Consider the following 19,699-nt stretch of genomic DNA (forward strand, 5'->3'; position numbering starts at 1 on the left):
ATCAAGGATTAAGCATTCTGGTGTATGTATATTTCAGTAGCGCCCTTTCCATATTTTTGATAATCAGCGTCATAAAACTTGACTTGGCTATATCGTTGAAAGAGGTAATTGAGTTCTTCTTTAAGAACTCCTTGCCCTATACCATGTATAAAAACCAATTTAGGCACACGATTTTGAATAGCCCATTCTATCTTGTACCTCGCCGTATCTATTTGTAAATTGAGCTTATCATAAGCATCCATACCACGTTCTGACTTCACTAATTGATGCACATGTAGATCGATTTCTACAGCAGGAATAAAAGCTGCTTTCTTTCTAGAAACCTGTCTTGCTTTAGATTTCTTAGGTGCAGGTTCTTCTTTAGGTGTAAAACTTGACACTTTGAATGATCTGTCTAAAATCAACTCACTGGGATGGTAGGTAATTTCTATGTCATCGTCAGTTAAGATGGTTATTTGTTCCGCTTTCGCGAAAGCTACCACACCACCAAATTCATCGTCCAGAACAAGCACTCGATCGCCTTTTTTAAATGAATACATGGACTACTCTTCTTCTTCAGATAAATGATCATCTTTATGAGCAACCCAATGTGTACTAGCACGATATGCGCCGAACATGATTAAAATCACTCCAAAAACCTTAAATAATACGTTTGCGTCCTCATTTATAAAGGTATAGAGCAATAAAATTGCACCTACAAATATCACAAAACCGTTGATTAACTGCAAAAAGTTGTTTTTAATCGGCATTTTCTTTATTTAATCTAATTGTTATAACAAATTTATAAACTTATTTAAAAGGTAGTACCATTAGAAGGGATAAATTATATTTTTGTACTGTTAAAGCAGCGTTATTATGAAAAACATTATAAGCTTATTACTAGTGGGTTTTGCCTTTCAAATGGCAACCGCACAAGTATGGATTAAGGGTGATAATTTTATTTATTCCAAAGGAACAAACATCTTTGTGAAAAATAAAATTAATCTAGATACAGATTCTAAATTTTACCTTAGAGAAGAAGCACAGTTAATACAAGATGCCGATGTACCTAATGAAGGTGATGGTATTATCTCTGTCTTTCAAGAAGGAACCACTAATAGTTACAGTTACAATTACTGGTCTTCTCCAGTAAGTGACGAATCTACTGGAACTGGTAACACTGGTTTTTTAAACACACAAATTAAATATCCAACCACAGCTGCAGGGACTAATACAGACTACACTATTACTGCTGAAGATTCACAAATACTAGCCTACAGTGTTAGAGATGGAGAGTCTGATGATGCTACTATAGGTGGTAGCCCTTTAAAAATAGCTGGTAGATGGTTATACACTTATGAAAGCGGTGGTAACCCTGCAACAGGATATGCTGGATGGTCTATTTTTAATGGATCACAAAACACACCTGCCGGTCAAGGTTTTACCATGAAAGGTGTTAATGAAATCGCTGGAGGATCTGCTAACTACAATGGTGGACAACGTTATGATTTTAGAGGAAGACCTAATAACGGTACAATTGAGATACAAATAGGTAATGATAACGCAACTCTTGCCGGTAATCCTTATCCTAGCGCACTAGATTTAAAAAGATTCATACAAGTTAATGCTGAACATACCAGTGGTAATGACGTAAAAATGGATCCATGGGTTGAATTTTGGGAATCTCAAGTAGAAACCTCTCACCAGCTTACCTCTTACTTAGGTGGTTATGCAAGATACGTGCCTATGGGCTTTACTGCTGGATCTGAAAACGGTTATGATAACAGTGGTACTTATCTAGAACCTATCTTCAGAAGAACAGATAACGATGGTAATATAATAACCAGTGGTACTACAAACACTTCTGGTGTAGCAACCCCTCCAGGAACTACCACATCTAACACAGGAACTGGAATTGATGGAAGAAGAAGGTATGCCGCAATAGGCCAAGGTTTCTTTATTTCAAGAACGAATACCGCTGTTCCTTTTACTGCCTCATCTTTTGAACAAGCTGCAACTGAATTTATCACGCCTGGTAGCGTTGTACCTAGCGGATTAGGAGAAACTATAGAATTCAATAATTCTATGAGAGTCTTTCAAAAAGAAGATGGAAACACATCTGTATTTAAAGCTGCACCAGTTAATGGTAACCCATTAAGTAGTGTTGCTGCTATTCAAATACCTAAGATGATTATAAACGTAGTGCCTAACGGACTTTATGCTAGACCTCTTAACTTTGCTTTTGATGACAGTACATCACAAGCATATGACTATGCATGGGAATCTCCTATATCTGGTAGAGTTGCTACAGATGCTTATATCAAAATAGGTACTGCAGGTGAATACGGTCTCTCTTCTCAAGCATTTGATGAGAACATGGCTATTCCTATAGGTGTAGAAGTTGCGAGTTCATTTACTGCTCCTATTGATGTTGAATTTGAATTAGCTTTCTTGATCAACTTTGATCCTAATGAAGTTTATCTTCATGATAAAACAACAGGAGTTTATCATGATTTAAAAGCTGGAAACAAAACTTTATTAATTGCGCCAGGTCATTATACTGACCGTTTTGAAGTGACATTTAAAAGCACTTCTGGCACTTTAAGTAATGGACTTGTAGAAGAAACCAACTTTGATATTTTCCAAAACAATGGAAAGAAAGAGTTGACGATACTTAATCCTAACTTAGAAGATGTAGCAAACATTTCTTTATATGACCTTGCAGGAAGACAAATCTTCTCTAATAAGCCAGCATCTGCAGAAAGCAGTTATAGTTTTGAAACAGCATCACTTTCTAGCGCTATTTACATCGCAAAAGTGACTACTGTAAATAATAAAGAAGTAGCTGTTAAGGTGAGTATCTCAAATTAATATGAAATCATTTCTCATAGACGATAGCTGGATGCTACCATGTATGAGTAAACAATTAACGGGAATGGACTGTCCTGGATGTGGAATCCAGCGGTCCATTTCTTTTTTACTCAAAGGTGACATCATCGATTCCTTTTTAATGTACCCAGGCCTTTATCCAGGCATGTTTTTATTCTTCTTTCTCATCTTTGATTGGTTTAAGAATGTAAAACACGGAGAGCAAATTAAACTATGGGCTACTATACTTACTATAGGTACTATTCTCACTAGTTATTTTATCAAAATGGCAATTCATTAAAAAATATTGTAACATTGTGATTAAATAATCAACTAACTATACATATCAAATTAACCAAATTATGCAAAAATTAAATACAACTCTAGTTTATATACTATCTATAGCAGGATTCATTTGCTGTTGCTGGTTAGGTGGATTATCAGTTATACCTGCTGCTATCGCCTTTTTTATAGCAAATAAAGAATTAACGAAATACGAAGCTAACCCTGCAGAATATGCCAACGGTCCAGCTATGAAAACTGCCAAAACTGTTGCGTTGGTAATACTTATCCTATCTGCACTTAACTTCATTTACACTATCTATGGTCTTGCAACAACACCATGGGAAGAAGTAATAGCTGGTTACGAAGAAGGTTTTAAATCAAGTGGAGTAGAATTTTAAATAGAAACAATCATGCAAAAATTAAATACAACTCTAGTTTATATTCTATCAGTAATAGGATTTTTATGCTGCTGTTTTTATGGTGTAGGTACTATTGCAGCAATAATAGCTATAGTGGTAGCTAGCAAAGAATTGAATAAATACAACGCAAATCCACAACAGTTTGTGAATGGTAAAGCTATGAAAACTGCTAAAACAGTGGCTATCATTTCTCTAGTTATCTCATTAATAGGACTTGCTCTAATTGCGTGGTTCTATTTTAACCAATGTGAATTCTACACATGGTACTTAGATACATTTGGAGACCAACCAGGTGTTACAGAAGAGCAACTAGCTCCTATTTATGAAGCTATGGAAGAAGCTGGATGTATCTAAAAAATACATTATAAATATTAAAAAAGGGAAAGCTAACGCTTTCCCTTTTTTTTGTTTTGAAACTAGATATAAGATAGTTTTAGAATTCTATAGATTACGTACGATTGTGAAAACGACAACGAGAGCAAAGACAGATAACACCAGATACTTATTATTGATCCATCTTCTAAATCTATGATCACGTAGACCGGGAATCCATTCAAAAACTCCTACTAAAACTCCAAACGGTAACAACACAAATAGTAAAGGGTTGTAATTATATGCCTTTATAAAATTACCATTTAACAAAGAATGTACGGCACGTTGAGAACCACAGCCTGGACAGTCATATCCTGTCACATATTTACTAGGACATTGTGGGTAAAAGCCTACTTCTTCAGGATTATAATTTTTGAACAGAAAAAAAGCGGCACCAAATAAAATTATGGTACCGCATATAATAAGTATTTGCTTATAATTTTTGATCATTAATAACCTCCATCAGCGATAGCTCCTAGTACACCCATGAAGAAAGCTAATATGATAACCACAAGACCAGTGACGACAGCAGCTATCACCCAGTTTTTTGCGGTATTACTAGCTTTTATAGCTCCTTGAAAATCTCCTACTCTATGTTTACTTTCTACTTGAGAACTATAAATAATAGCAATAATTCCAAAAACCTGACAACATAGAATAGTAACAATAATAGATTCTGCTAACCAGGTTTTAGGTGCAGGGCCATAATTATTACCTTGATTAAACTGTTGTTGTTGAAATTGGTTTTGTGGTTGGTTAGATTGATCCATTCTATTCAAATTCTTTTAAAGTATTAATAATAATTGCAATACACTCATCTAACTGTTCTTTAGTCATTACAAGTGGTGGCGCAAATCTAATAATATTTCCGTGAGTAGGTTTTGCTAGCAATCCATTATCTCTTAACCTTAAACAAATATTCCATGCCGTCTTACTATCTTCTGTATCATTGATAACTATAGCATTTAAAAGACCTTTACCTCTTACTAGAGTTACCGTGTCTGTAGTTTCAATATACTTATTAATCTCAGCTCTAAAGTAACTACCTAATGCACGAGCATTTTGAATTAATTTTTCATCCTTAACCACTTCAAGAGCAGCCATTGCAACTGCTGCTGCAACTGGATTACCACCAAAAGTAGAACCATGCTGTCCAGGCTTAATAACATTCATCACCTCATTGTCTGCAAGTACTGCACTTACAGGGTAAGCACCACCAGATAATGCTTTACCTAATATCAACATATCAGGACGTGCATAAGTTGCCTCCTGGCGCTCACAATGCGCATCACAACTACAGTCACCACATACAGCTAGTAAACCACCAGTTCTTGCGATACCAGTTTGTATCTCATCTGCTATAAATAAAGCATTGTATTTATTACAAAGATCGCGCGATGCTCTCATGAAGTCATCATTAGGAGTAAAAACTCCGGCCTCACCCTGTATAGGCTCTACTAGAAAACCAGCTACATTTTCTTCTTGCAGTGCTTTTTCAAGAGCCGCAGTATCGTTGTAAGGTATTTTTATAAATCCAGGTGTATAAGGTCCAAAGTTCTTACGAGCATCTTCGTCATTAGAAAAAGAGATAATTGTAGTCGTACGACCATGAAAATTATTTTCACATACTATAATTTTTGCAGCATGCTCCTCTACTCCTTTTTTCTCATAAGCCCATTTACGTGCTATTTTTATAGCAGTCTCTACCGCTTCAGCACCAGTATTCATAGGTAGTACCTTATCAAACTGAAAATACTCTGTCATGTACTTTTCGTACTGACCTAATTTATCATTATGAAATGCTCTGGAAGTAAGCGTTAATGTTTGCGCTTGCTCATTCATCGCATTAACGATAGCAGGATGACAGTGTCCCTGATTCACCGCACTATAAGCACTTAAAAAATCATAGTATCGCTTTCCATCCACATCCCACACATAAACACCTTCTCCTTTTTCTAATACTACAGGTAAGGGATGGTAATTATGCGCTCCATGTTTATCTTCTAGATCTATAAAATGTTGTGCTTTACTTTCGTTATTCATGCTCATTGCAGTGCTATTTTTATCGTTTGCCGCAATTTAATCATTTCGATTACAGAATTAAAATTAAAACATCTAAGAATTTGTCAAATTCGCAAGAATCCACCCTTAACTTAAATGCCTAAAGATTCTATAAAAACAAGGAATTACGTTAATTTTACCGCCTATGTCAAAACGAAGAAGAAGAGCTCAAAAGACCTTTGAAAATGTACCAGTAGTAGATGCAGGTGCAAGAGGTAAAAGTGTTGCAAAAACAGAAGATGGAGAAGTAATTTTCCTAACAGACGCTGTCCCAGGAGATGTGGTAAACATCCAGACTTTTAAGAAAAAGAAATCTTTTTATGAAGGTCGTGTTACAGAATTTATTGAATTAAGTGACAGACGTGCGCAGCCTGTTTGTAAACACTTCAATACTTGTGGAGGTTGTAAATGGCAACACATGACTTATGAAAGTCAATTGTATTTTAAGCAAAAAGAAGTTGCAGAGAACCTGAGAAGAATAGGTCACCTAGACTTACCAGAAATGACTCCTATCGCAGGGTCCTCTGAGCAATACCACTATCGAAATAAGATGGAATTCAGCTTTTCTGCAAACCGATGGTTAACACTAGAAGAAATTCAAAGTGATGTAGAAATAGAAGATAAAAAAGCCCTAGGTTTTCATATTCCAGGAATGTGGGATAAGATTTTACACTTAGACGAGTGTCATCTACATCCTCAAATAGGAGAAGATATTAGATTGAGTGTGCACGCTTTCGCGAAAGCGGAAAACATATCCTACTTTAACCCAAGAGAAAAAACAGGAACATTAAGAACATTAATGTTACGTATGTCCTCTACTGGTGAGAACATGGTAGTGATTCAGTTTTTTCAAGATAACGAGGCACAAAGAATCGCTTTATTAGATCATTTAAAGGAAAACTTTCCACAAATAACGTCATTGCAGTACATTATAAATGAAAAAGCAAACGACACGATTTATGATCAAGATGTAATATGCTATAATGGCCGCGATCATATTTTTGAAGAAATGGAAGGTTTGCAATTTAAAATTAATGCAAAATCTTTTTATCAGACTAATAGTAAACAGGCTTATGAACTGTATAAAATAACTAGAGATTTTGCAGGCTTATCTGGAGAAGAACTGGTTTATGACCTTTATACAGGAACAGGAACTATCGCGCAATTTGTTGCTAAAAAAGCAAAGCATGTCGTAGGAATAGAAGCTATACCTGTAGCTATAGAAGATGCTAAAACAAATGCTTTACACAACGGTATAGAAAACACGACATTCTTTGCCGGTGATATGAAAGACGTATTTACTCAAGAATTTATTGACGAGCACGGACAGCCAGACATTATCATAACAGACCCACCTAGGGACGGTATGCACAAAGATGTGGTAGCACAACTTATTAAATTAAGTGCACAACGCATAGTCTATGTAAGTTGTAACAGTGCAACACAAGCACGTGATCTTGCGTTGCTAGATGAGAAATACTCCATAGTAAAGGTACAACCAGTAGATATGTTCCCACAGACACATCACGTAGAAAACGTAGTTTTACTAGAACTTAAAGGCTAGAAAATTCAAATTATGAAAAACATTTTCACAATAATAATCTTGCTCTTTATTACAGTCTCCTGTAAAAAAGAGCAAGTTGAAGTTACTAAAGACATAGAGATACTCAGCTTTTCTAGTGACGATGCATCTACATTTATTGATGAAATTGTAGCAAATGCAAATGGTAAGGTAATTTATATAGACAACTGGGCAACCTGGTGCGCACCTTGCAAAGCAGAGTTTAAAGCAGCATCACCGGCGTTACATGAAAAATTTAAGGAAGATGTAGAATTTATCTACCTCTGCCACGCAAGTAAGGAAGCTACCTATTTACCTTCTATAGAAGAGTATAATATAAAAGGAAAACATTATTTTCTTACAGACGAGCAAGGCTCTATTGTACAACAGCAGTTGAACCTAGTAGGATTCCCGACGTATACCATTTATGATAAAAAAGGAAATCAGGTACTATCTGATTATATACACAGACCTAGTCATGGACCTACCTCAGACATTTTAACAAAGTTGATCAATGACGAAGTTGTAAACCTGACTAATAGCACTCCATAATTCTATGAAAAGATTTTCTAGCGTTTTTTTAATCCTAATCGCTGCCATTTTATTTAATGGTTGTGAAAAGGATGATTTGTGTACAACAGACCAGGCAGCCACACCTAGGTTAGTTATTGAATTTAGAGATGTGCTCAACCCTCTTAATTTTAAGGCTGTAGACCAAATTCAAGTACAAGAAATAGGCAGCAGCGAGCTTGCACCACTAGATAGTGACGATTCTACGACACTTACAGATGTAGAAACCATTTCTATACCTTTACTTACAGATGGTAATAGAACGAGTTATGATTTTATCTTTACTGAAGATGGTATTGCAAATTCTGATAACATAGATTTTAATTATATACTAGAAGAAGAATATGTAAGTAGAGCTTGCGGTTTTAGAATTATATACAATAATCTTGTTGCTATTCTTACTCCAGAAACTAGCGGTACACAATGGATCAACAGGACCGTAATCGTAGAAAATAATATAACTAATGATACAGAAGACATACATGTTCAAATACTTCATTAGCATACTAGCCATATTCACTTTTTTCACAAGTAACGCTCAAGGCGAAAACGAGATAGAAAAAGACAGCATCGTTTACAAGAAATCTTATGGTTTACGCGCTGGACTCGATCTTGCCAGTTTAGTAAGAACAGCACTAGATGATGAGTACACCGGTTTTCAAGTCCTAGCAGATTATCGACTAAGCGATAGACTTTATATAGCTGGAGAAATAGGTAGTGAATCTCTAGACAGAATAAGCGAGAGCGTAGATTATGAAACATCAGGATCATTCATTAAAGCAGGTGTAGATTATAATTTCTATCAAAACTGGCTGGACATGGATAACATGATTTACGGAGGTGCAAGAATAGGGTATGCAACCATGTCACAAACCTTAAACCGATATGATTATAATATAGATAACAACTACTTCCCTGTTTTTACTAACGTTGTAGACCGAGAATTCACAGGTTTAAATATGATCTGGCTAGAAATACAACTAGGTTTAAAAGTTGAAGTATTGAACAATTTATACATGACAGCAAACTTTCAATTAAAGCGTCAGGTATCAGAAAAGACACCTGATAATTTTGACAATCTCTATGTTCCAGGATATGGAAGAACTTTTGACACTGGAAACATAGGCGTAGGTTATTCTTATGGAATCATGTATAGAATTCCATTTTTCAAAAAATAAATCACATGTTCAAAGACATAAAAAAAGCCTTTCCAGTTATGGAAAGGCTTTTTTTTTTATATAATAACTTTAAACTTACTCCTCTTCTTGAGAGCCTAACATATCATTACCCTGTAGTAAGTTATACCACTGTAATACTTTTTTAATATCACTTGCATACACACGATCTTCATCATAATCAGGTAGAACCTCGTTAAAATAACTTTCTAGTTCTTTTTTACTACCCTTATGATTAATTGCAGGACCATTAGATTCCTTTGCAGCTATCTTCTTAAACACCTCTTTTAAAGGCATTTCTTGAGAATACGTATAAATAGAAATATCCTTAAGAACACTTACATTATGACTAATTCCCACTATAGAAGTTTTGTTATCTAATAAAGATTCTACTACAAAACCACTTTTTGCTTTACTCTTTAATTGGTATAAACCTGGCTTACCTGTTATGGAAAGTATATTATCTAAATTCATATTTTTCTTTTTTAACGGTGGCAAATATATATAATTACACCTTACCTTAATTATTACTTTAAGATTTCAACATCTCTTTGTGAAATCCTTCTAGAACTACCTTCTTCCCTTTACTTCAGGAAAACGCATTCTATAATCTACATTAGTTTTTCCTTTTGAGATGTTAGATAGTTTTCCTTTTATCAATCTCTTTTTAAGACTAGAAATTTTATCTGTAAACAAAACACCTTCTATGTGATCATACTCATGTTGTATAACACGAGCAATTAACCCATTATACGTTTCTGTGTGTTCTTTAAAGTTCTCGTCTTGATAACGTATAACGATCTCTTCCTGACGAAAAACGTCTTCTCTAACGTTAGGTATACTTAAACAACCTTCATTAAAAGCCCATTCTTCACCATTTTCCTCAAGAATCTCAGCATTTATAAATGTCTTTTTAAATCCATTTAATTCCTTTGCTTCTTCTGGACTAAGGTCTGGATCTTCAGAAAACGGAGTCGTATCTACTAGAAAAAGTCTAATAGGCATTCCTACCTGCGGCGCAGCAAGACCTACTCCACTTGCATTATACATCGTTTCCCACATATTATCTAGAATCTCCTTTATTTGAGGATGTTCTGATGTAATATCTACTGCTTTCTTTCTTAAAACTGGATCGCCATAAGCGACTACTGGTAAAATCATAATAAATGATTAATTGTTAATGCTTTTTAATCTTAAAATCAAAAAGCTAATTATTTAAAACGGACTATTTCTGTCCATATAACTTTGCAATATGATCGTGGCTGCTATCTCATCAACTAACGCTTTATTCTGGCGTTGTTTCTTCTTAAGCCCACCACTAAGCATAGCTGCATGTGCCATTTTTGAGGTAAAACGCTCATCTTCACGTTCTATTTTCACATCGGGAAACAGTTCTTGTAATTGAACGGTGTACTTTCTCAACCATGGTCCTAACTCACTATCTGTATAATCCATTTGTTTAGGCTCTCCTAACACTATGGTTTCTACCTCTTCCTTTTTAAGGTATTCTTGTAAAAAAGAGGTTAAATCACGAGTAGCAACTGTGGTAAGACCAGACGCAATAATTTGCATAGGATCTGTAACCGCTATTCCAGTTCTTTTTTTACCGTAATCTATTGCTAGTAATCTTGCCATATATATTGCAAAAATAACCAAATCAATAAGGATGCCCTAATATGCCACCTTCAAAGTATCAATTCAAAGAGCTAGCTCTTATATTTGTAAAAAAAAAGAACATCATGGATCAATTGAGAAATGTTATAGAAAATGCGTGGGAAGATCGCTCCCTTTTAGAAAACAAAGTCACTAAAAGCGCTATAAGAGAAGTTGTAGACATGCTAGATCGCGGTACATTGCGCGTTGCAGAGCCTACAGAAGATGGATGGCAAGTAAATGAATGGGTTAAGAAAGCCGTTGTACTTTATTTCCCTATTCAACAAATGGAAACTATAGAATGTGCTCCATTTGAATATCATGATAAAATACCTCTTAAAACCGGCTATGCAGAAAAAGGAATACGCGTTGTACCTAATGCAGTAGCTAGACATGGAGCTTACATCTCTAAGGGTGTTATCCTAATGCCATCTTATGTAAACATAGGTGCGCACGTAGAAGAAGGTACGATGGTAGACACATGGGCTACCGTAGGTAGTTGTGCTCAAATAGGTAAAAATGTACACTTAAGTGGTGGTGTAGGAATAGGTGGTGTTTTAGAACCACTACAAGCAGCTCCAGTAATTATAGAAGACGGTGCATTTATAGGCTCTCGTTGTATAGTAGTAGAAGGTGTACACGTAGAAAAAGAAGCTGTTCTAGGTGCAAATGTTGTTCTTACTATGAGTACTAAAATAATAGACGTTACTGGTGATGAGCCTGTAGAGATGAAAGGTCGTGTGCCTGCACGTTCTGTGGTAATACCTGGTAGTTATACTAAAAAGTTTGCTGCTGGTGAGTTCCAAGTTCCTTGTGCTTTAATCATAGGTAGACGTAAAGAAAGTACTAATAAAAAGACATCTTTAAACGATGCTTTACGTGAATATAATGTAGCCGTTTAGTGCATATATTACTCATTCAATATCAAATGCTAGGTGATGTGCTTACCAGTACCATTATCGCCCAACAGCTCAAGATCACGTATCCTGATGCTCAAATCGATTACCTCATCATCGCACATGCCGATGCTCTAGTGGCACATCACCCAGCTATTGATAATTTAATAAAAGTGACTAAGTCAGATTTTGAGAAAATGAGTTTTATAATCTCGCTTTCGCGAAAGCTGAAACAAAAAAAATACGATCTTCTCATAGATGCTTATGGAAAAAATAATAGCGCTGTGCTATCTCATTTATCTAGAGCAAAACAAAGAATAGGTTATAAAAAATGGTTCTCTAGGCTTGCCTATACGGATGCCGTTAAAAACAATCCAGACACCTCTATTTATAAAACTGGGATAGCACTAGGCAGCCGTATGTTGCTTACCACACCTATAACTAACGATGTGCAATGGCATTTAAAACCTAAGATATACCTAACACCAGATGAAAAGACTGAAGGCAAACAATGGCTTTTACAATCTGGCATAGATCTTAAAAAACCACTTACTATGGTGAGTGTTTTAGGAAGTAGCGCAAATAAAACATTGCCATTTACCTCCATGGCAAAGGTGCTCGATAATTTTGTAACCCAAACAGGATCACAGTTACTTTTTAACTACATACCTAGTCAGAAAAAAGAAGCACTAGCTATATACAACGCTTGTTCTACCTCTACTCAAAAACATATTTTCATAGACGCATTTGCGCCTAGTATTAGAGATTTTTTAAAAGTATTATCACACTGCACAAGCATCATAGGTAATGAAGGTGGCGCAATTAATATGGGTAAAGCACTAGATATACCCACTTTTGCTATATTCAGCCCATGGATTAATAAAGCATCATGGAATGTTAGTGAAGACGGTAAAAAACACATCTCTGTACATCTGCAAGATTATTTACCAGAACTATATAAAGACTCATCTCCTAAGAACATGAAGTCTAGAGCCATGGAATTATACCAGCAATTTGATGCAAAATTGATGTTTCCCGATTTAAAGAAATTTGTCAGAGAGAATTATTAATTCTCTTCTATATCAATTTTACGCTCATTAATAATAACTTCTTTTTCACTATCAGATAACTGATGAAACATCCGGTTATAAATTCTTTTTGATCTTTGATCTTTATAAAAATTAAGAGCTGCTGTAATTTCATTTTTCACTTGTTGATAATAATCAAATGAGCATTGTCTACTCCATGAAATATTTATACAAACATCTCCTTTAAAATTCTTTAAAAAACGAAGGGTTTTATTTCTAATATGTTTTGTTTGGATATACTCTTCATCTATAGAAAGTAGATCCTTATCGTCTATATAAAAATTCAAATCATCACAAGCTATAATTACTTCAACTGGTCCCTTAGGTATAGTATAACCATCATTGATTACTCCTTCTTCAAAATAATATTCACTTGCCAGCGCTACAATCAAATATTGATACAATTTGAATTCGTAATCCTTATCCTTAAACAATACAAGTAATTTTTGAGCCGTATCTCGAGAACTAGTACCACCTAACATTTCATCCGTTATCTGTTGAAACTTGTGCATGGTACGTTTTTCGATATCAGGAATGGTAAGATTTACATGCTCTATACATTCATCTAAACCAACAACTCCTTGAGTAGAAATAATAACAGGATGTCTTAAAGAAGTGTAATCAACATCCTCAGGAACATCATTATTTGCAATTTGTGTTAAGAGTTTCTTATAATCTAATGCACGATTATCCAACAATAATCCTTGTTGAGAAATACTCAATTCAAAATCTTTCCAACTTTCTTTAAATTCAATGGTATTATAACCCATAGCAGCAAAACGACACTCTAGAATAAGGTCCTCGTAACTATTCGTTCTATTATTCTCGCAAGAACTAAGGAAAAACACAAAAAGAATAAAAAAATGACTCTTCATTACATTTATTTACTTTCCTTAACTATGCCATAAGGCGTGTAATCTTTCTTCTCGCCTCTTGTAGATTTTCTTATTGCTTTATTTTTATCAATAGATTCTTGATTCTTATAACCACGAGCGTGATCTAAGTGTAAACAGATAGCACTGTAGCGTATTTGCTTTGATTTAATACCTAAATTAAATAAACGCTCACCCAGTTCTCTATCCTGACCGCCATATTGCATGCGCTCATCAAATCCATTTACTTTTTTAAGATCTACCAGCCAGCCACTAGAATTATGCCCGTTCCAACTAGCGTTAGTAGGTGTCAGGTTTTCCATAATCTTTGCGGTAACAAATCCAGATGTTAGTTTTTGGTTTTTATAAGATGCAGGTAGTCCGTTACTTCTTAACCAGTCAGCATTAAAACATCTTTGCGTTGCTATATCATTTTCTGTAATATTTTGAGAAAGTTCTAATGGCAATTTATAATAACCGCCAGAGAGAAAGTAACCATGCTCACGACGCTCGTAGTGAATCTGTAAAAAATCTTCTCTTGCGATACAATCACCGTCAGACATGACCACATACTCTGCATTACAGGCAGATAATGCTTTGTTTAAGATCATACTTTTTTGAAAACCATCATCTTCATGCCATACATGTATGATTTTCTTAGAGCTTTTTTCACTATATCTTTTAATAAAATCTTTAGTCTCATCATTTGACCCATCATCTGCAATAACTATTTCAAACTGTCTAAATATTTGATGCTCATAACTCCACAAGGTTTTTTCTAACCATGGAATAGAGTTATACGTACTTATTACTACCGATATAGATGGATCTTTAATCATAAAAGGAAAATAGTATTCTGATTTTTTACAAATTTAATCATATAAGATGGGTTATTAAGATAACAAAGTTATTTTTGCTACTGTTTGATTTTTATCTTGTAGATTAGTCACCACATGCCAAAGTATCCAATAACAGCCATAATACCTGCTTATAACGAAGCGCACAACATAGTTGAAGTGCTTAAAAGTGTAAGTTTTTGTAACGAAGTCATTTTAGTAGATAGTAACAGTACTGATAATACTGTAGAACTGGGACAGCCCTATTTTGATAAATTACTTTCTAGAGAGTATATTCACAGTGCTTCTCAAAAGAACTGGGCCATACCTCAAGCAACTAACGAGTGGATTTTACTTGTAGACGCAGACGAGAGAGTTACTCCAGCCTTAAAAGAAGAAATAATCCAACTAATACCGCAGCTAGAGATTAACGGTCATGCAGGCTACTGGATGGGAAGACGCAATTTCTTTATGGGTAAACAAGTGCGTTACAGCGGCTGGAAAAACGATAAAGTCATACGCCTTTTCCAAAAATCTAAATGTAAGTACGTAGATAAACACGTACACTCTGAAATAGAGGCAAATGGTTCTTTAGGCTGGTTAGACAACAAGTTATTGCATTATAAATATGTAAACATAGATCACCATGTAAATAAATTACAGCGGTATGCCAGTTTACAAGCAAGGGACTTTGATAAAAAAGTAGGCAGGATCACCTTATTCCATGTGGTGGTTAAACCATTCTGGGGATTTTTTAAACACTACATTATCCAACTAGGTTTTCTAGATGGCTTTGTAGGTTTTACCATTGCATACTTAAGAAGTTATGGAATTTTTATGAGGTATGTAAAATTGTGGTTATTACGCAGGGGAATAGACTAAGACAGTAATTCTTCTATTTTGCTTTCAGATAACTGGTAATGGGTACAAATTTGTTCCCACTGCACTCTATTAAAGTCTTGTCCTTTATTCACTTTTTTCAATGCTACGAACTGGGTACCTAAAATAGGTGTAGGTACTTCAGGACTGGTATGATTCTGCAAAGATCTAGTACCATTTAAAATAGCCATGGCTTTAAACCAAAGGTCATCTGCCTTAGGAGCTAATTTTGTAAAAAGATCAACATTTTGCACATCCTTATGCAAGCTACCTGCAGGATATAGAACACAAAAAGCACCTACAGGCATGTTATGAGGACTCTGCACTGGTGGATCTACTATAAAAGGCCATTTACTATAAGAATTTATACGACCATCTACATAAGTCATTTTACGACACCTATTCCCTATTACCTGGTCTGGAAATTTAAGATGTTCTTCAAAAATAATCTTAAGTGTATCAGGTTGATAAATAACATCGTCATCACAAGTAATTACAGCCTTATCAGGAAATGCCTCTATACTATGAATCAATTTTCTATGAGAAAAACCATAAGTAGAATATCGTATCTCAAAAAGATCTCCCTCTAATTTTGAAAGCCTTTTAGGTATTTGATTTTTAAGATCTTCTTTGAGCCATAAAACAATCTTCTCGGGCAAATATTCTTGTTGCATCATACTGCGTATAGTAATGTGCAATGTTCTTAATCTAGTCGGTATAGAAGTTAGAGACACTATTACCGGTATTCTCTTTTCAGGATGAGCGGCTAGCTTTGATTGCGGTATAAGCACCATCTTTAGACTCGTGCTTATAGACTTAGGAATTTCAGATAACTTCATGATTTAAAAACACCTTTAATTTTCTTCTTCATGCGTTTCTTTCTATGAAAAGCTTCTTGAAACTGCTGTGTATACTTCCACATAGTCTCTATAGTAGTCTGTGGATCTTGCTTAGAAAGTAAAGCATACTCTTCTCCCATGATTTCGTACATCTCCTTTTTAGGAGATAAACGTTCAAAGTTTTTTAATCTATCCTCATATGGGATATCGTAAAATTTCATCCTATTTAAATCTACTAAAGAAAACTTATAATCTTCTCCTTCTTTCTTTATCAAGGTATTTCCTGGTGAATGATCTAAAAAATAAATACCAGCCTCATGCATGTCGTACATGAATTTTGAAAATTGCTTTAAGATATTTTCTTTATCCTGTAATTGATCATCATTTATGATCTCGCGATAGGTAAAATCATGATTTGCATAGGCACTTACATAATAACTTTCATGCAGTCCTAGAGCTGTTAATTGTTCTAGAAAAGCAATAGGTGATGGAGTACCTATACCGTGTTGCTCTAGATACTGCGCATTATAATAAGATCTCGCTGCCTTAGATTTTCTAAAAAATCGATACGCTATTTTATTAATAAAATTAGGCGTTCTAAAAGACTTTACTACCAGTTTCTCACCTTGGTACGTGACTACTTTAATCTTATTACGATCATCTCCTAACTGTTGAGTAGATTGATGAAATAGATCGAGTATTTCTTGAAACCGCTTTCGCGAAAGCGTGCCACTAACAAATTTTTCTCTACTCATTATAATATCCATCTATTTACAGACCGCAAAGAAACGGAAAAAACAATCAAATGAATAGAATTACTTAATATTGCAGTATACCAACTTCATTTATCTCTATGTCTTTAAAATGTTCTCTTGTTACCCCAACGTATAACTGGCCACAAGCACTAGAATTACTATTATTAAGTGTTAAAAGACAAAGCGTACTACCCAATGAGGTCATCATTGCAGACGATGGCTCTACGGCAGCTACACGCGAGTTAGTTGAAAAATTTCAAAAAGATTTTCCTGTACCTCTTATCCATGTCTGGCATGAAGATAATGGAAATCAAAAGCCGGCTATCATGAATAAGGCTATCGCCAGAGCAAAATATGATTACATTCTAGAAATAGATGGCGATATAGTTTTACATAAAGATTTTGTAAAAGACCATCTTTCTATGGCTGAAGAAGGTGTTTATCTATTCGGTAGTCGTGTAAATATTCAAGAAAACCATTTAGAAAAATTATTTAAGAACAAACAAATAGATTTTAACTACTTCTCAAAAGGCATTAAAAAACGCAATAGAACTTTACGTATTCCATTCATCGCAAATAGAGCCAAAACAGAAACTAAAAGATCTGGAAAATTAAGAGGTTGCAACATGTCCTTTTGGCGCAAAGATTTCATTGCTGTAAATGGTTTTAATGAAGAACTAGTAGGTTGGGGAATCGACGACAGTGAACTTATTCAACGCATGATTAACAACGGTGTTCTAGGTAAACGTATTAAACATAAAGGTATAGTCTATCACGTATATCACAAAGAGCAAGATAAAAGCCAGGTCCATTTAAATCTAGAAATAGAGAAACAAATGGAAAGCTCTGGAAATACTTATGCCCAAAAAGGTGTGGATCAATATCTTTAAACCTTTACCTTTTTTGGATAACTTGTTTACATCGCAAAGATTGATCTAGAGAACCTCCTTTAAATAATGCGATGAACATTTTTCTTTTTTTAGCACTAAAAATCCCACCTATGAAAAACTTAATAGTGTAAAAATTGAGGAGTAAACAATAAGCTAGACGACCGTGGTGTTTTTTAGTCAAATAAAGTAACGACAGTTTTTGCTCTATTTTTATATTGACATTTTTCTCTGTAGACTTGCCCTGATAATGGATGTATTGCTGGCTAGGATAATGGTATGTTTTCTCTCCTAGTCTTTTCAATAATCTTGTAGATAAATCGCTTTCTTCATAATAAAGAAACAACGCTGTATCAAAACCTCCTACAGCATCAAAAGAACTAGCTTTTACTAACATAAAACTACCTGGCACATAACCACAGGCTACAGGCTCTGTATATATTTTTTTACGTTTTGGATATTTAGAAACATTTAACCACTCTAAAAAATCCCTTTTTAATAGTTGTCTAGCAGGTGTAGCAAGATGGTCTAATGACGATATCCTATCACCATGTTCACTCATCATTTGAGGACCACATATACCAGCATCTGGAGTACTTTCCATAAATACTTTTAAATCATGTAATGTATTCTCTTGAGTAAAGACAGTATCATTATTTATGAATGCATAATACTTAGAAGGTGAGGTAAAGTTAACTCCTAACATATTCCCTGCACCAAAACCTGTATTAACCCTACTGCGATATAAGCGTATCTTATCAGACTTTAATAAATCTAAAGAGTTTTTAAGCATCTCGTAATCTTCATATCTAGATCCATTATCCACAACCACAATTTCATAAGTAACAGAGTTAGTCGTTTTTTCCAGCAACGATTTTATGGCACTTGACGTGTATGAAGCACTATTATAGTTTACATAAACACAGCTTATATCTAACATTGATCTTTAAGATTTAGCTTTCAAAGTTAACCGATCATAGTTTAACAAGAAACAATAGAATGAAGTTGACATAAAAAAGCTACTAATACAGCTAGAAAACTTAATTTTGCAAACCATGGGAAGAAGCGATAGAAGTAGAAATAGAAGAGACCAAGTAAGAGGTCGTAAACCTAGTAAGGATAAGCAAGTAGAGGTAGAATTACCTCGCGAGGCTATCAACCTAGCTGTAACGGCTCTTAAAAAAGGCCAAACTCTTATTTACCCAACAGACACCATTTATGGTTTAGGCTGCGATGCTAGTAATTACGACGCAGTAGAAAAAATATTTGAAATTAAAGAACGTGATAAATCTAAATCTTTATTAGTTCTCGTAGATAGTTTTCAAATGTTAGAATCTATCATTGAGGATGTACCAGATATGGCTTGGGAAGTTCTTAAGGTGAATAAAAAACCACTTACCATCGTATTCGACAGACCTAAAAATGTGGCAGAAAATGTAATAGCTGCAGATAACACACTAGCTGTAAGGGTAACTAACGACCCATTGTGTAGATCTATCATTAAAAAACTGCGCAAACCCATCGTTTCTACTAGTGCAAATTTGAGCGGTGAATCTTCTCCTGTTAACTTTGCAGACATACATCCAGATTTAATAGAAAGAGTAGACCATGTAATGGACCTTCCTCTAGTACACAAAAACATTAAACCATCTTCTATTATGAAGATCTCTAGTAATGGAGTCATTAAAATTATACGCGAGTAAG

At 34.8% G+C, this 19,699-nt stretch carries 26 protein-coding genes; 13 read left to right on the forward strand and 13 right to left on the reverse strand.

Annotated features, from left to right (window positions below; translation table 11 throughout):
* Positions 1–8: 8 nt before the first annotated feature.
* On the reverse strand, positions 9–539 hold the full coding sequence (locus ABJF08_RS10285) for a Smr/MutS family protein (RefSeq protein ID WP_348116080.1): 531 nt from the start codon (positions 537–539) through the stop codon (positions 9–11).
* Between the two features lie 3 nt (positions 540–542).
* Positions 543–749, reverse strand: a complete 207-nt coding sequence (locus ABJF08_RS10290) for a hypothetical protein (protein WP_348116082.1) — start codon at positions 747–749, stop codon at positions 543–545.
* A gap of 106 nt (positions 750–855) precedes the next feature.
* Here ABJF08_RS10290 and ABJF08_RS10295 point away from each other — a divergent pair, with 106 nt between their 5' ends.
* The 4 genes from ABJF08_RS10295 (at position 856) to ABJF08_RS10310 (ending at position 3,905) form a co-directional block, all read left to right on the forward strand.
* Positions 856–2,850, forward strand: a complete 1,995-nt coding sequence (locus tag ABJF08_RS10295) for a T9SS type A sorting domain-containing protein (RefSeq protein WP_348116083.1) — start codon at positions 856–858, stop codon at positions 2,848–2,850.
* 1 nt (position 2,851) lies between these two features.
* Positions 2,852–3,148 (forward strand): DUF2752 domain-containing protein, encoded by a 297-nt coding sequence (locus tag ABJF08_RS10300; RefSeq protein ID WP_348116085.1) that lies wholly within the window; start codon positions 2,852–2,854, stop codon positions 3,146–3,148.
* Positions 3,149–3,209: 61 nt separating this feature from the next.
* Entirely contained in the window at positions 3,210–3,530 is a 321-nt protein-coding gene (locus ABJF08_RS10305) for a CCC motif membrane protein (RefSeq protein WP_348116086.1), read from the forward strand.
* Positions 3,531–3,542: 12 nt separating this feature from the next.
* Complete coding sequence (locus ABJF08_RS10310; protein ID WP_348116089.1) at positions 3,543–3,905, forward strand: CCC motif membrane protein; 363 nt, start codon at positions 3,543–3,545, stop codon at positions 3,903–3,905.
* An 87-nt stretch (positions 3,906–3,992) separates the two neighbouring features.
* Here the strand turns inward: ABJF08_RS10310 and ABJF08_RS10315 are convergent, their stop codons facing one another.
* The 3 genes from ABJF08_RS10315 to rocD are packed head-to-tail and all read right to left on the reverse strand — an operon-like array spanning position 3,993 to position 5,972.
* Positions 3,993–4,373 (reverse strand): DUF2752 domain-containing protein, encoded by a 381-nt coding sequence (locus ABJF08_RS10315; protein ID WP_348116090.1) that lies wholly within the window; start codon positions 4,371–4,373, stop codon positions 3,993–3,995.
* Positions 4,373–4,693 (reverse strand): CD225/dispanin family protein, encoded by a 321-nt coding sequence (locus tag ABJF08_RS10320; RefSeq protein WP_348116092.1) that lies wholly within the window; start codon positions 4,691–4,693, stop codon positions 4,373–4,375. The genes ABJF08_RS10315 and ABJF08_RS10320 overlap by 1 nt, the downstream gene beginning before the upstream one ends.
* A gap of 1 nt (position 4,694) precedes the next feature.
* The gene (rocD, locus tag ABJF08_RS10325; protein WP_348116093.1) at positions 4,695–5,972 is read right to left on the reverse strand and encodes an ornithine--oxo-acid transaminase; all 1,278 of its coding nucleotides are present in this window, start codon (positions 5,970–5,972) and stop codon (positions 4,695–4,697) included.
* A 157-nt stretch (positions 5,973–6,129) separates the two neighbouring features.
* On the opposite strand from rocD, the gene rlmD reads away from it, so the two are divergent.
* The 4 genes from rlmD to ABJF08_RS10345 are packed head-to-tail and all read left to right on the forward strand — an operon-like array spanning position 6,130 to position 9,293.
* Positions 6,130–7,548 carry a 23S rRNA (uracil(1939)-C(5))-methyltransferase RlmD gene (rlmD, locus tag ABJF08_RS10330; RefSeq protein WP_348116095.1) on the forward strand — a complete coding sequence of 473 codons (1,419 nt, stop codon included), beginning with the start codon at positions 6,130–6,132 and terminating at the stop codon, positions 7,546–7,548.
* A gap of 12 nt (positions 7,549–7,560) precedes the next feature.
* The gene (locus ABJF08_RS10335; protein ID WP_348116096.1) at positions 7,561–8,097 is read left to right on the forward strand and encodes a TlpA disulfide reductase family protein; all 537 of its coding nucleotides are present in this window, start codon (positions 7,561–7,563) and stop codon (positions 8,095–8,097) included.
* A gap of 4 nt (positions 8,098–8,101) precedes the next feature.
* Positions 8,102–8,617 (forward strand): DUF6452 family protein, encoded by a 516-nt coding sequence (locus ABJF08_RS10340; protein ID WP_348116097.1) that lies wholly within the window; start codon positions 8,102–8,104, stop codon positions 8,615–8,617.
* The gene (locus ABJF08_RS10345; protein ID WP_348116098.1) at positions 8,580–9,293 is read left to right on the forward strand and encodes a DUF6048 family protein; all 714 of its coding nucleotides are present in this window, start codon (positions 8,580–8,582) and stop codon (positions 9,291–9,293) included. Before ABJF08_RS10340 ends, ABJF08_RS10345 begins: the two co-directional genes overlap by 38 nt.
* A 75-nt stretch (positions 9,294–9,368) precedes the next feature.
* Here ABJF08_RS10345 and ABJF08_RS10350 read toward each other — a convergent pair whose 3' ends face one another.
* The 3 genes from ABJF08_RS10350 to ruvX all read right to left on the reverse strand — a co-directional run bounded on the left by ABJF08_RS10350 (position 9,369) and on the right by ruvX (position 10,925).
* Complete coding sequence (locus ABJF08_RS10350) at positions 9,369–9,764, reverse strand: DUF5606 domain-containing protein (RefSeq protein WP_348116099.1); 396 nt, start codon at positions 9,762–9,764, stop codon at positions 9,369–9,371.
* Positions 9,765–9,860: 96 nt separating this feature from the next.
* Positions 9,861–10,451, reverse strand: coding sequence for a peptide deformylase (def, locus tag ABJF08_RS10355; RefSeq protein WP_348116100.1), 591 nt, complete (start codon positions 10,449–10,451; stop codon positions 9,861–9,863).
* Between the two features lie 54 nt (positions 10,452–10,505).
* Positions 10,506–10,925, reverse strand: coding sequence for a Holliday junction resolvase RuvX (gene ruvX, locus ABJF08_RS10360; RefSeq protein WP_348116102.1), 420 nt, complete (start codon positions 10,923–10,925; stop codon positions 10,506–10,508).
* 104 nt (positions 10,926–11,029) lie between these two features.
* Here ruvX and ABJF08_RS10365 point away from each other — a divergent pair, with 104 nt between their 5' ends.
* Both ABJF08_RS10365 and ABJF08_RS10370 read left to right on the forward strand, forming a co-directional pair.
* Positions 11,030–11,845: a 2,3,4,5-tetrahydropyridine-2,6-dicarboxylate N-succinyltransferase gene (locus ABJF08_RS10365; RefSeq protein WP_348116260.1), complete on the forward strand. Its 816-nt coding sequence runs from the start codon at positions 11,030–11,032 to the stop codon at positions 11,843–11,845.
* Positions 11,845–12,909, forward strand: coding sequence for a glycosyltransferase family 9 protein (locus ABJF08_RS10370; protein ID WP_348116104.1), 1,065 nt, complete (start codon positions 11,845–11,847; stop codon positions 12,907–12,909). Before ABJF08_RS10365 ends, ABJF08_RS10370 begins: the two co-directional genes overlap by 1 nt.
* On the opposite strand, the gene ABJF08_RS10375 is transcribed toward ABJF08_RS10370, so the two are convergent.
* Together ABJF08_RS10375 and ABJF08_RS10380 are read right to left on the reverse strand one after the other, a co-directional pair.
* Positions 12,906–13,802 (reverse strand): hypothetical protein, encoded by an 897-nt coding sequence (locus ABJF08_RS10375; RefSeq protein ID WP_348116105.1) that lies wholly within the window; start codon positions 13,800–13,802, stop codon positions 12,906–12,908. The genes ABJF08_RS10370 and ABJF08_RS10375 overlap by 4 nt on opposite strands.
* A gap of 5 nt (positions 13,803–13,807) precedes the next feature.
* Complete coding sequence (locus ABJF08_RS10380; RefSeq protein ID WP_348116106.1) at positions 13,808–14,638, reverse strand: glycosyltransferase family 2 protein; 831 nt, start codon at positions 14,636–14,638, stop codon at positions 13,808–13,810.
* A 114-nt stretch (positions 14,639–14,752) separates the two neighbouring features.
* Between ABJF08_RS10380 and ABJF08_RS10385 the strand changes: the two genes are divergently transcribed.
* Positions 14,753–15,517, forward strand: a complete 765-nt coding sequence (locus ABJF08_RS10385) for a glycosyltransferase family 2 protein (protein ID WP_348116107.1) — start codon at positions 14,753–14,755, stop codon at positions 15,515–15,517.
* Here ABJF08_RS10385 and ABJF08_RS10390 read toward each other — a convergent pair.
* Together ABJF08_RS10390 and ABJF08_RS10395 are read right to left on the reverse strand one after the other, a co-directional pair.
* The gene (locus ABJF08_RS10390; protein ID WP_348116109.1) at positions 15,514–16,353 is read right to left on the reverse strand and encodes a glycosyltransferase family A protein; all 840 of its coding nucleotides are present in this window, start codon (positions 16,351–16,353) and stop codon (positions 15,514–15,516) included. The genes ABJF08_RS10385 and ABJF08_RS10390 overlap by 4 nt on opposite strands.
* Entirely contained in the window at positions 16,350–17,108 is a 759-nt protein-coding gene (locus ABJF08_RS10395) for a lipopolysaccharide kinase InaA family protein (RefSeq protein WP_348116110.1), read from the reverse strand. The genes ABJF08_RS10390 and ABJF08_RS10395 overlap by 4 nt, the downstream gene beginning before the upstream one ends.
* A 98-nt stretch (positions 17,109–17,206) precedes the next feature.
* Here ABJF08_RS10395 and ABJF08_RS10400 point away from each other — a divergent pair, with 98 nt between their 5' ends.
* The gene (locus ABJF08_RS10400) at positions 17,207–17,998 is read left to right on the forward strand and encodes a glycosyltransferase family 2 protein (protein WP_348116112.1); all 792 of its coding nucleotides are present in this window, start codon (positions 17,207–17,209) and stop codon (positions 17,996–17,998) included.
* Positions 17,999–18,002: 4 nt separating this feature from the next.
* Here the strand turns inward: ABJF08_RS10400 and ABJF08_RS10405 are convergent, their stop codons facing one another.
* A complete protein-coding gene (locus ABJF08_RS10405) occupies positions 18,003–18,935 on the reverse strand; it encodes a glycosyltransferase family 2 protein (RefSeq protein ID WP_348116113.1) in 933 nt (310 codons plus the stop codon).
* A gap of 115 nt (positions 18,936–19,050) precedes the next feature.
* Here ABJF08_RS10405 and ABJF08_RS10410 point away from each other — a divergent pair, with 115 nt between their 5' ends.
* Positions 19,051–19,698: an L-threonylcarbamoyladenylate synthase gene (locus ABJF08_RS10410; RefSeq protein ID WP_348116115.1), complete on the forward strand. Its 648-nt coding sequence runs from the start codon at positions 19,051–19,053 to the stop codon at positions 19,696–19,698.
* Position 19,699 lies beyond the last annotated feature (1 nt).

The sequence above is a fragment of the Nonlabens sp. genome (assembly GCF_039941875.1).
Classification (GTDB): domain Bacteria; phylum Bacteroidota; class Bacteroidia; order Flavobacteriales; family Flavobacteriaceae; genus Nonlabens.

Bases quoted from the DNA above. Each gene is read 5' to 3' on its own strand.
- ABJF08_RS10285 (WP_348116080.1), bottom strand. From the start codon at position 539: ATGTATTCATTTAAAAAAGGCGATCGAGTGCTTGTTCTGGACGATGAA.
- ABJF08_RS10290 (WP_348116082.1), bottom strand. From the start codon at position 749: ATGCCGATTAAAAACAACTTTTTGCAGTTAATCAACGGTTTTGTGATA.
- ABJF08_RS10295 (WP_348116083.1), top strand. From the start codon at position 856: ATGAAAAACATTATAAGCTTATTACTAGTGGGTTTTGCCTTTCAAATG.
- ABJF08_RS10300 (WP_348116085.1), top strand. From the start codon at position 2,852: ATGAAATCATTTCTCATAGACGATAGCTGGATGCTACCATGTATGAGT.
- ABJF08_RS10305 (WP_348116086.1), top strand. From the start codon at position 3,210: ATGCAAAAATTAAATACAACTCTAGTTTATATACTATCTATAGCAGGA.
- ABJF08_RS10310 (WP_348116089.1), top strand. From the start codon at position 3,543: ATGCAAAAATTAAATACAACTCTAGTTTATATTCTATCAGTAATAGGA.
- ABJF08_RS10315 (WP_348116090.1), bottom strand. From the start codon at position 4,373: ATGATCAAAAATTATAAGCAAATACTTATTATATGCGGTACCATAATT.
- ABJF08_RS10320 (WP_348116092.1), bottom strand. From the start codon at position 4,693: ATGGATCAATCTAACCAACCACAAAACCAATTTCAACAACAACAGTTT.
- rocD (WP_348116093.1), bottom strand. From the start codon at position 5,972: ATGAGCATGAATAACGAAAGTAAAGCACAACATTTTATAGATCTAGAA.
- rlmD (WP_348116095.1), top strand. From the start codon at position 6,130: ATGTCAAAACGAAGAAGAAGAGCTCAAAAGACCTTTGAAAATGTACCA.
- ABJF08_RS10335 (WP_348116096.1), top strand. From the start codon at position 7,561: ATGAAAAACATTTTCACAATAATAATCTTGCTCTTTATTACAGTCTCC.
- ABJF08_RS10340 (WP_348116097.1), top strand. From the start codon at position 8,102: ATGAAAAGATTTTCTAGCGTTTTTTTAATCCTAATCGCTGCCATTTTA.
- ABJF08_RS10345 (WP_348116098.1), top strand. From the start codon at position 8,580: ATGATACAGAAGACATACATGTTCAAATACTTCATTAGCATACTAGCC.
- ABJF08_RS10350 (WP_348116099.1), bottom strand. From the start codon at position 9,764: ATGAATTTAGATAATATACTTTCCATAACAGGTAAGCCAGGTTTATAC.
- def (WP_348116100.1), bottom strand. From the start codon at position 10,451: ATGATTTTACCAGTAGTCGCTTATGGCGATCCAGTTTTAAGAAAGAAA.
- ruvX (WP_348116102.1), bottom strand. From the start codon at position 10,925: ATGGCAAGATTACTAGCAATAGATTACGGTAAAAAAAGAACTGGAATA.
- ABJF08_RS10365 (WP_348116260.1), top strand. From the start codon at position 11,030: ATGGATCAATTGAGAAATGTTATAGAAAATGCGTGGGAAGATCGCTCC.
- ABJF08_RS10375 (WP_348116105.1), bottom strand. From the start codon at position 13,802: ATGAAGAGTCATTTTTTTATTCTTTTTGTGTTTTTCCTTAGTTCTTGC.
- ABJF08_RS10380 (WP_348116106.1), bottom strand. From the start codon at position 14,638: ATGATTAAAGATCCATCTATATCGGTAGTAATAAGTACGTATAACTCT.
- ABJF08_RS10385 (WP_348116107.1), top strand. From the start codon at position 14,753: ATGCCAAAGTATCCAATAACAGCCATAATACCTGCTTATAACGAAGCG.
- ABJF08_RS10390 (WP_348116109.1), bottom strand. From the start codon at position 16,353: ATGAAGTTATCTGAAATTCCTAAGTCTATAAGCACGAGTCTAAAGATG.
- ABJF08_RS10395 (WP_348116110.1), bottom strand. From the start codon at position 17,108: ATGAGTAGAGAAAAATTTGTTAGTGGCACGCTTTCGCGAAAGCGGTTT.
- ABJF08_RS10400 (WP_348116112.1), top strand. From the start codon at position 17,207: ATGTCTTTAAAATGTTCTCTTGTTACCCCAACGTATAACTGGCCACAA.
- ABJF08_RS10405 (WP_348116113.1), bottom strand. From the start codon at position 18,935: ATGTTAGATATAAGCTGTGTTTATGTAAACTATAATAGTGCTTCATAC.
- ABJF08_RS10410 (WP_348116115.1), top strand. From the start codon at position 19,051: ATGGGAAGAAGCGATAGAAGTAGAAATAGAAGAGACCAAGTAAGAGGT.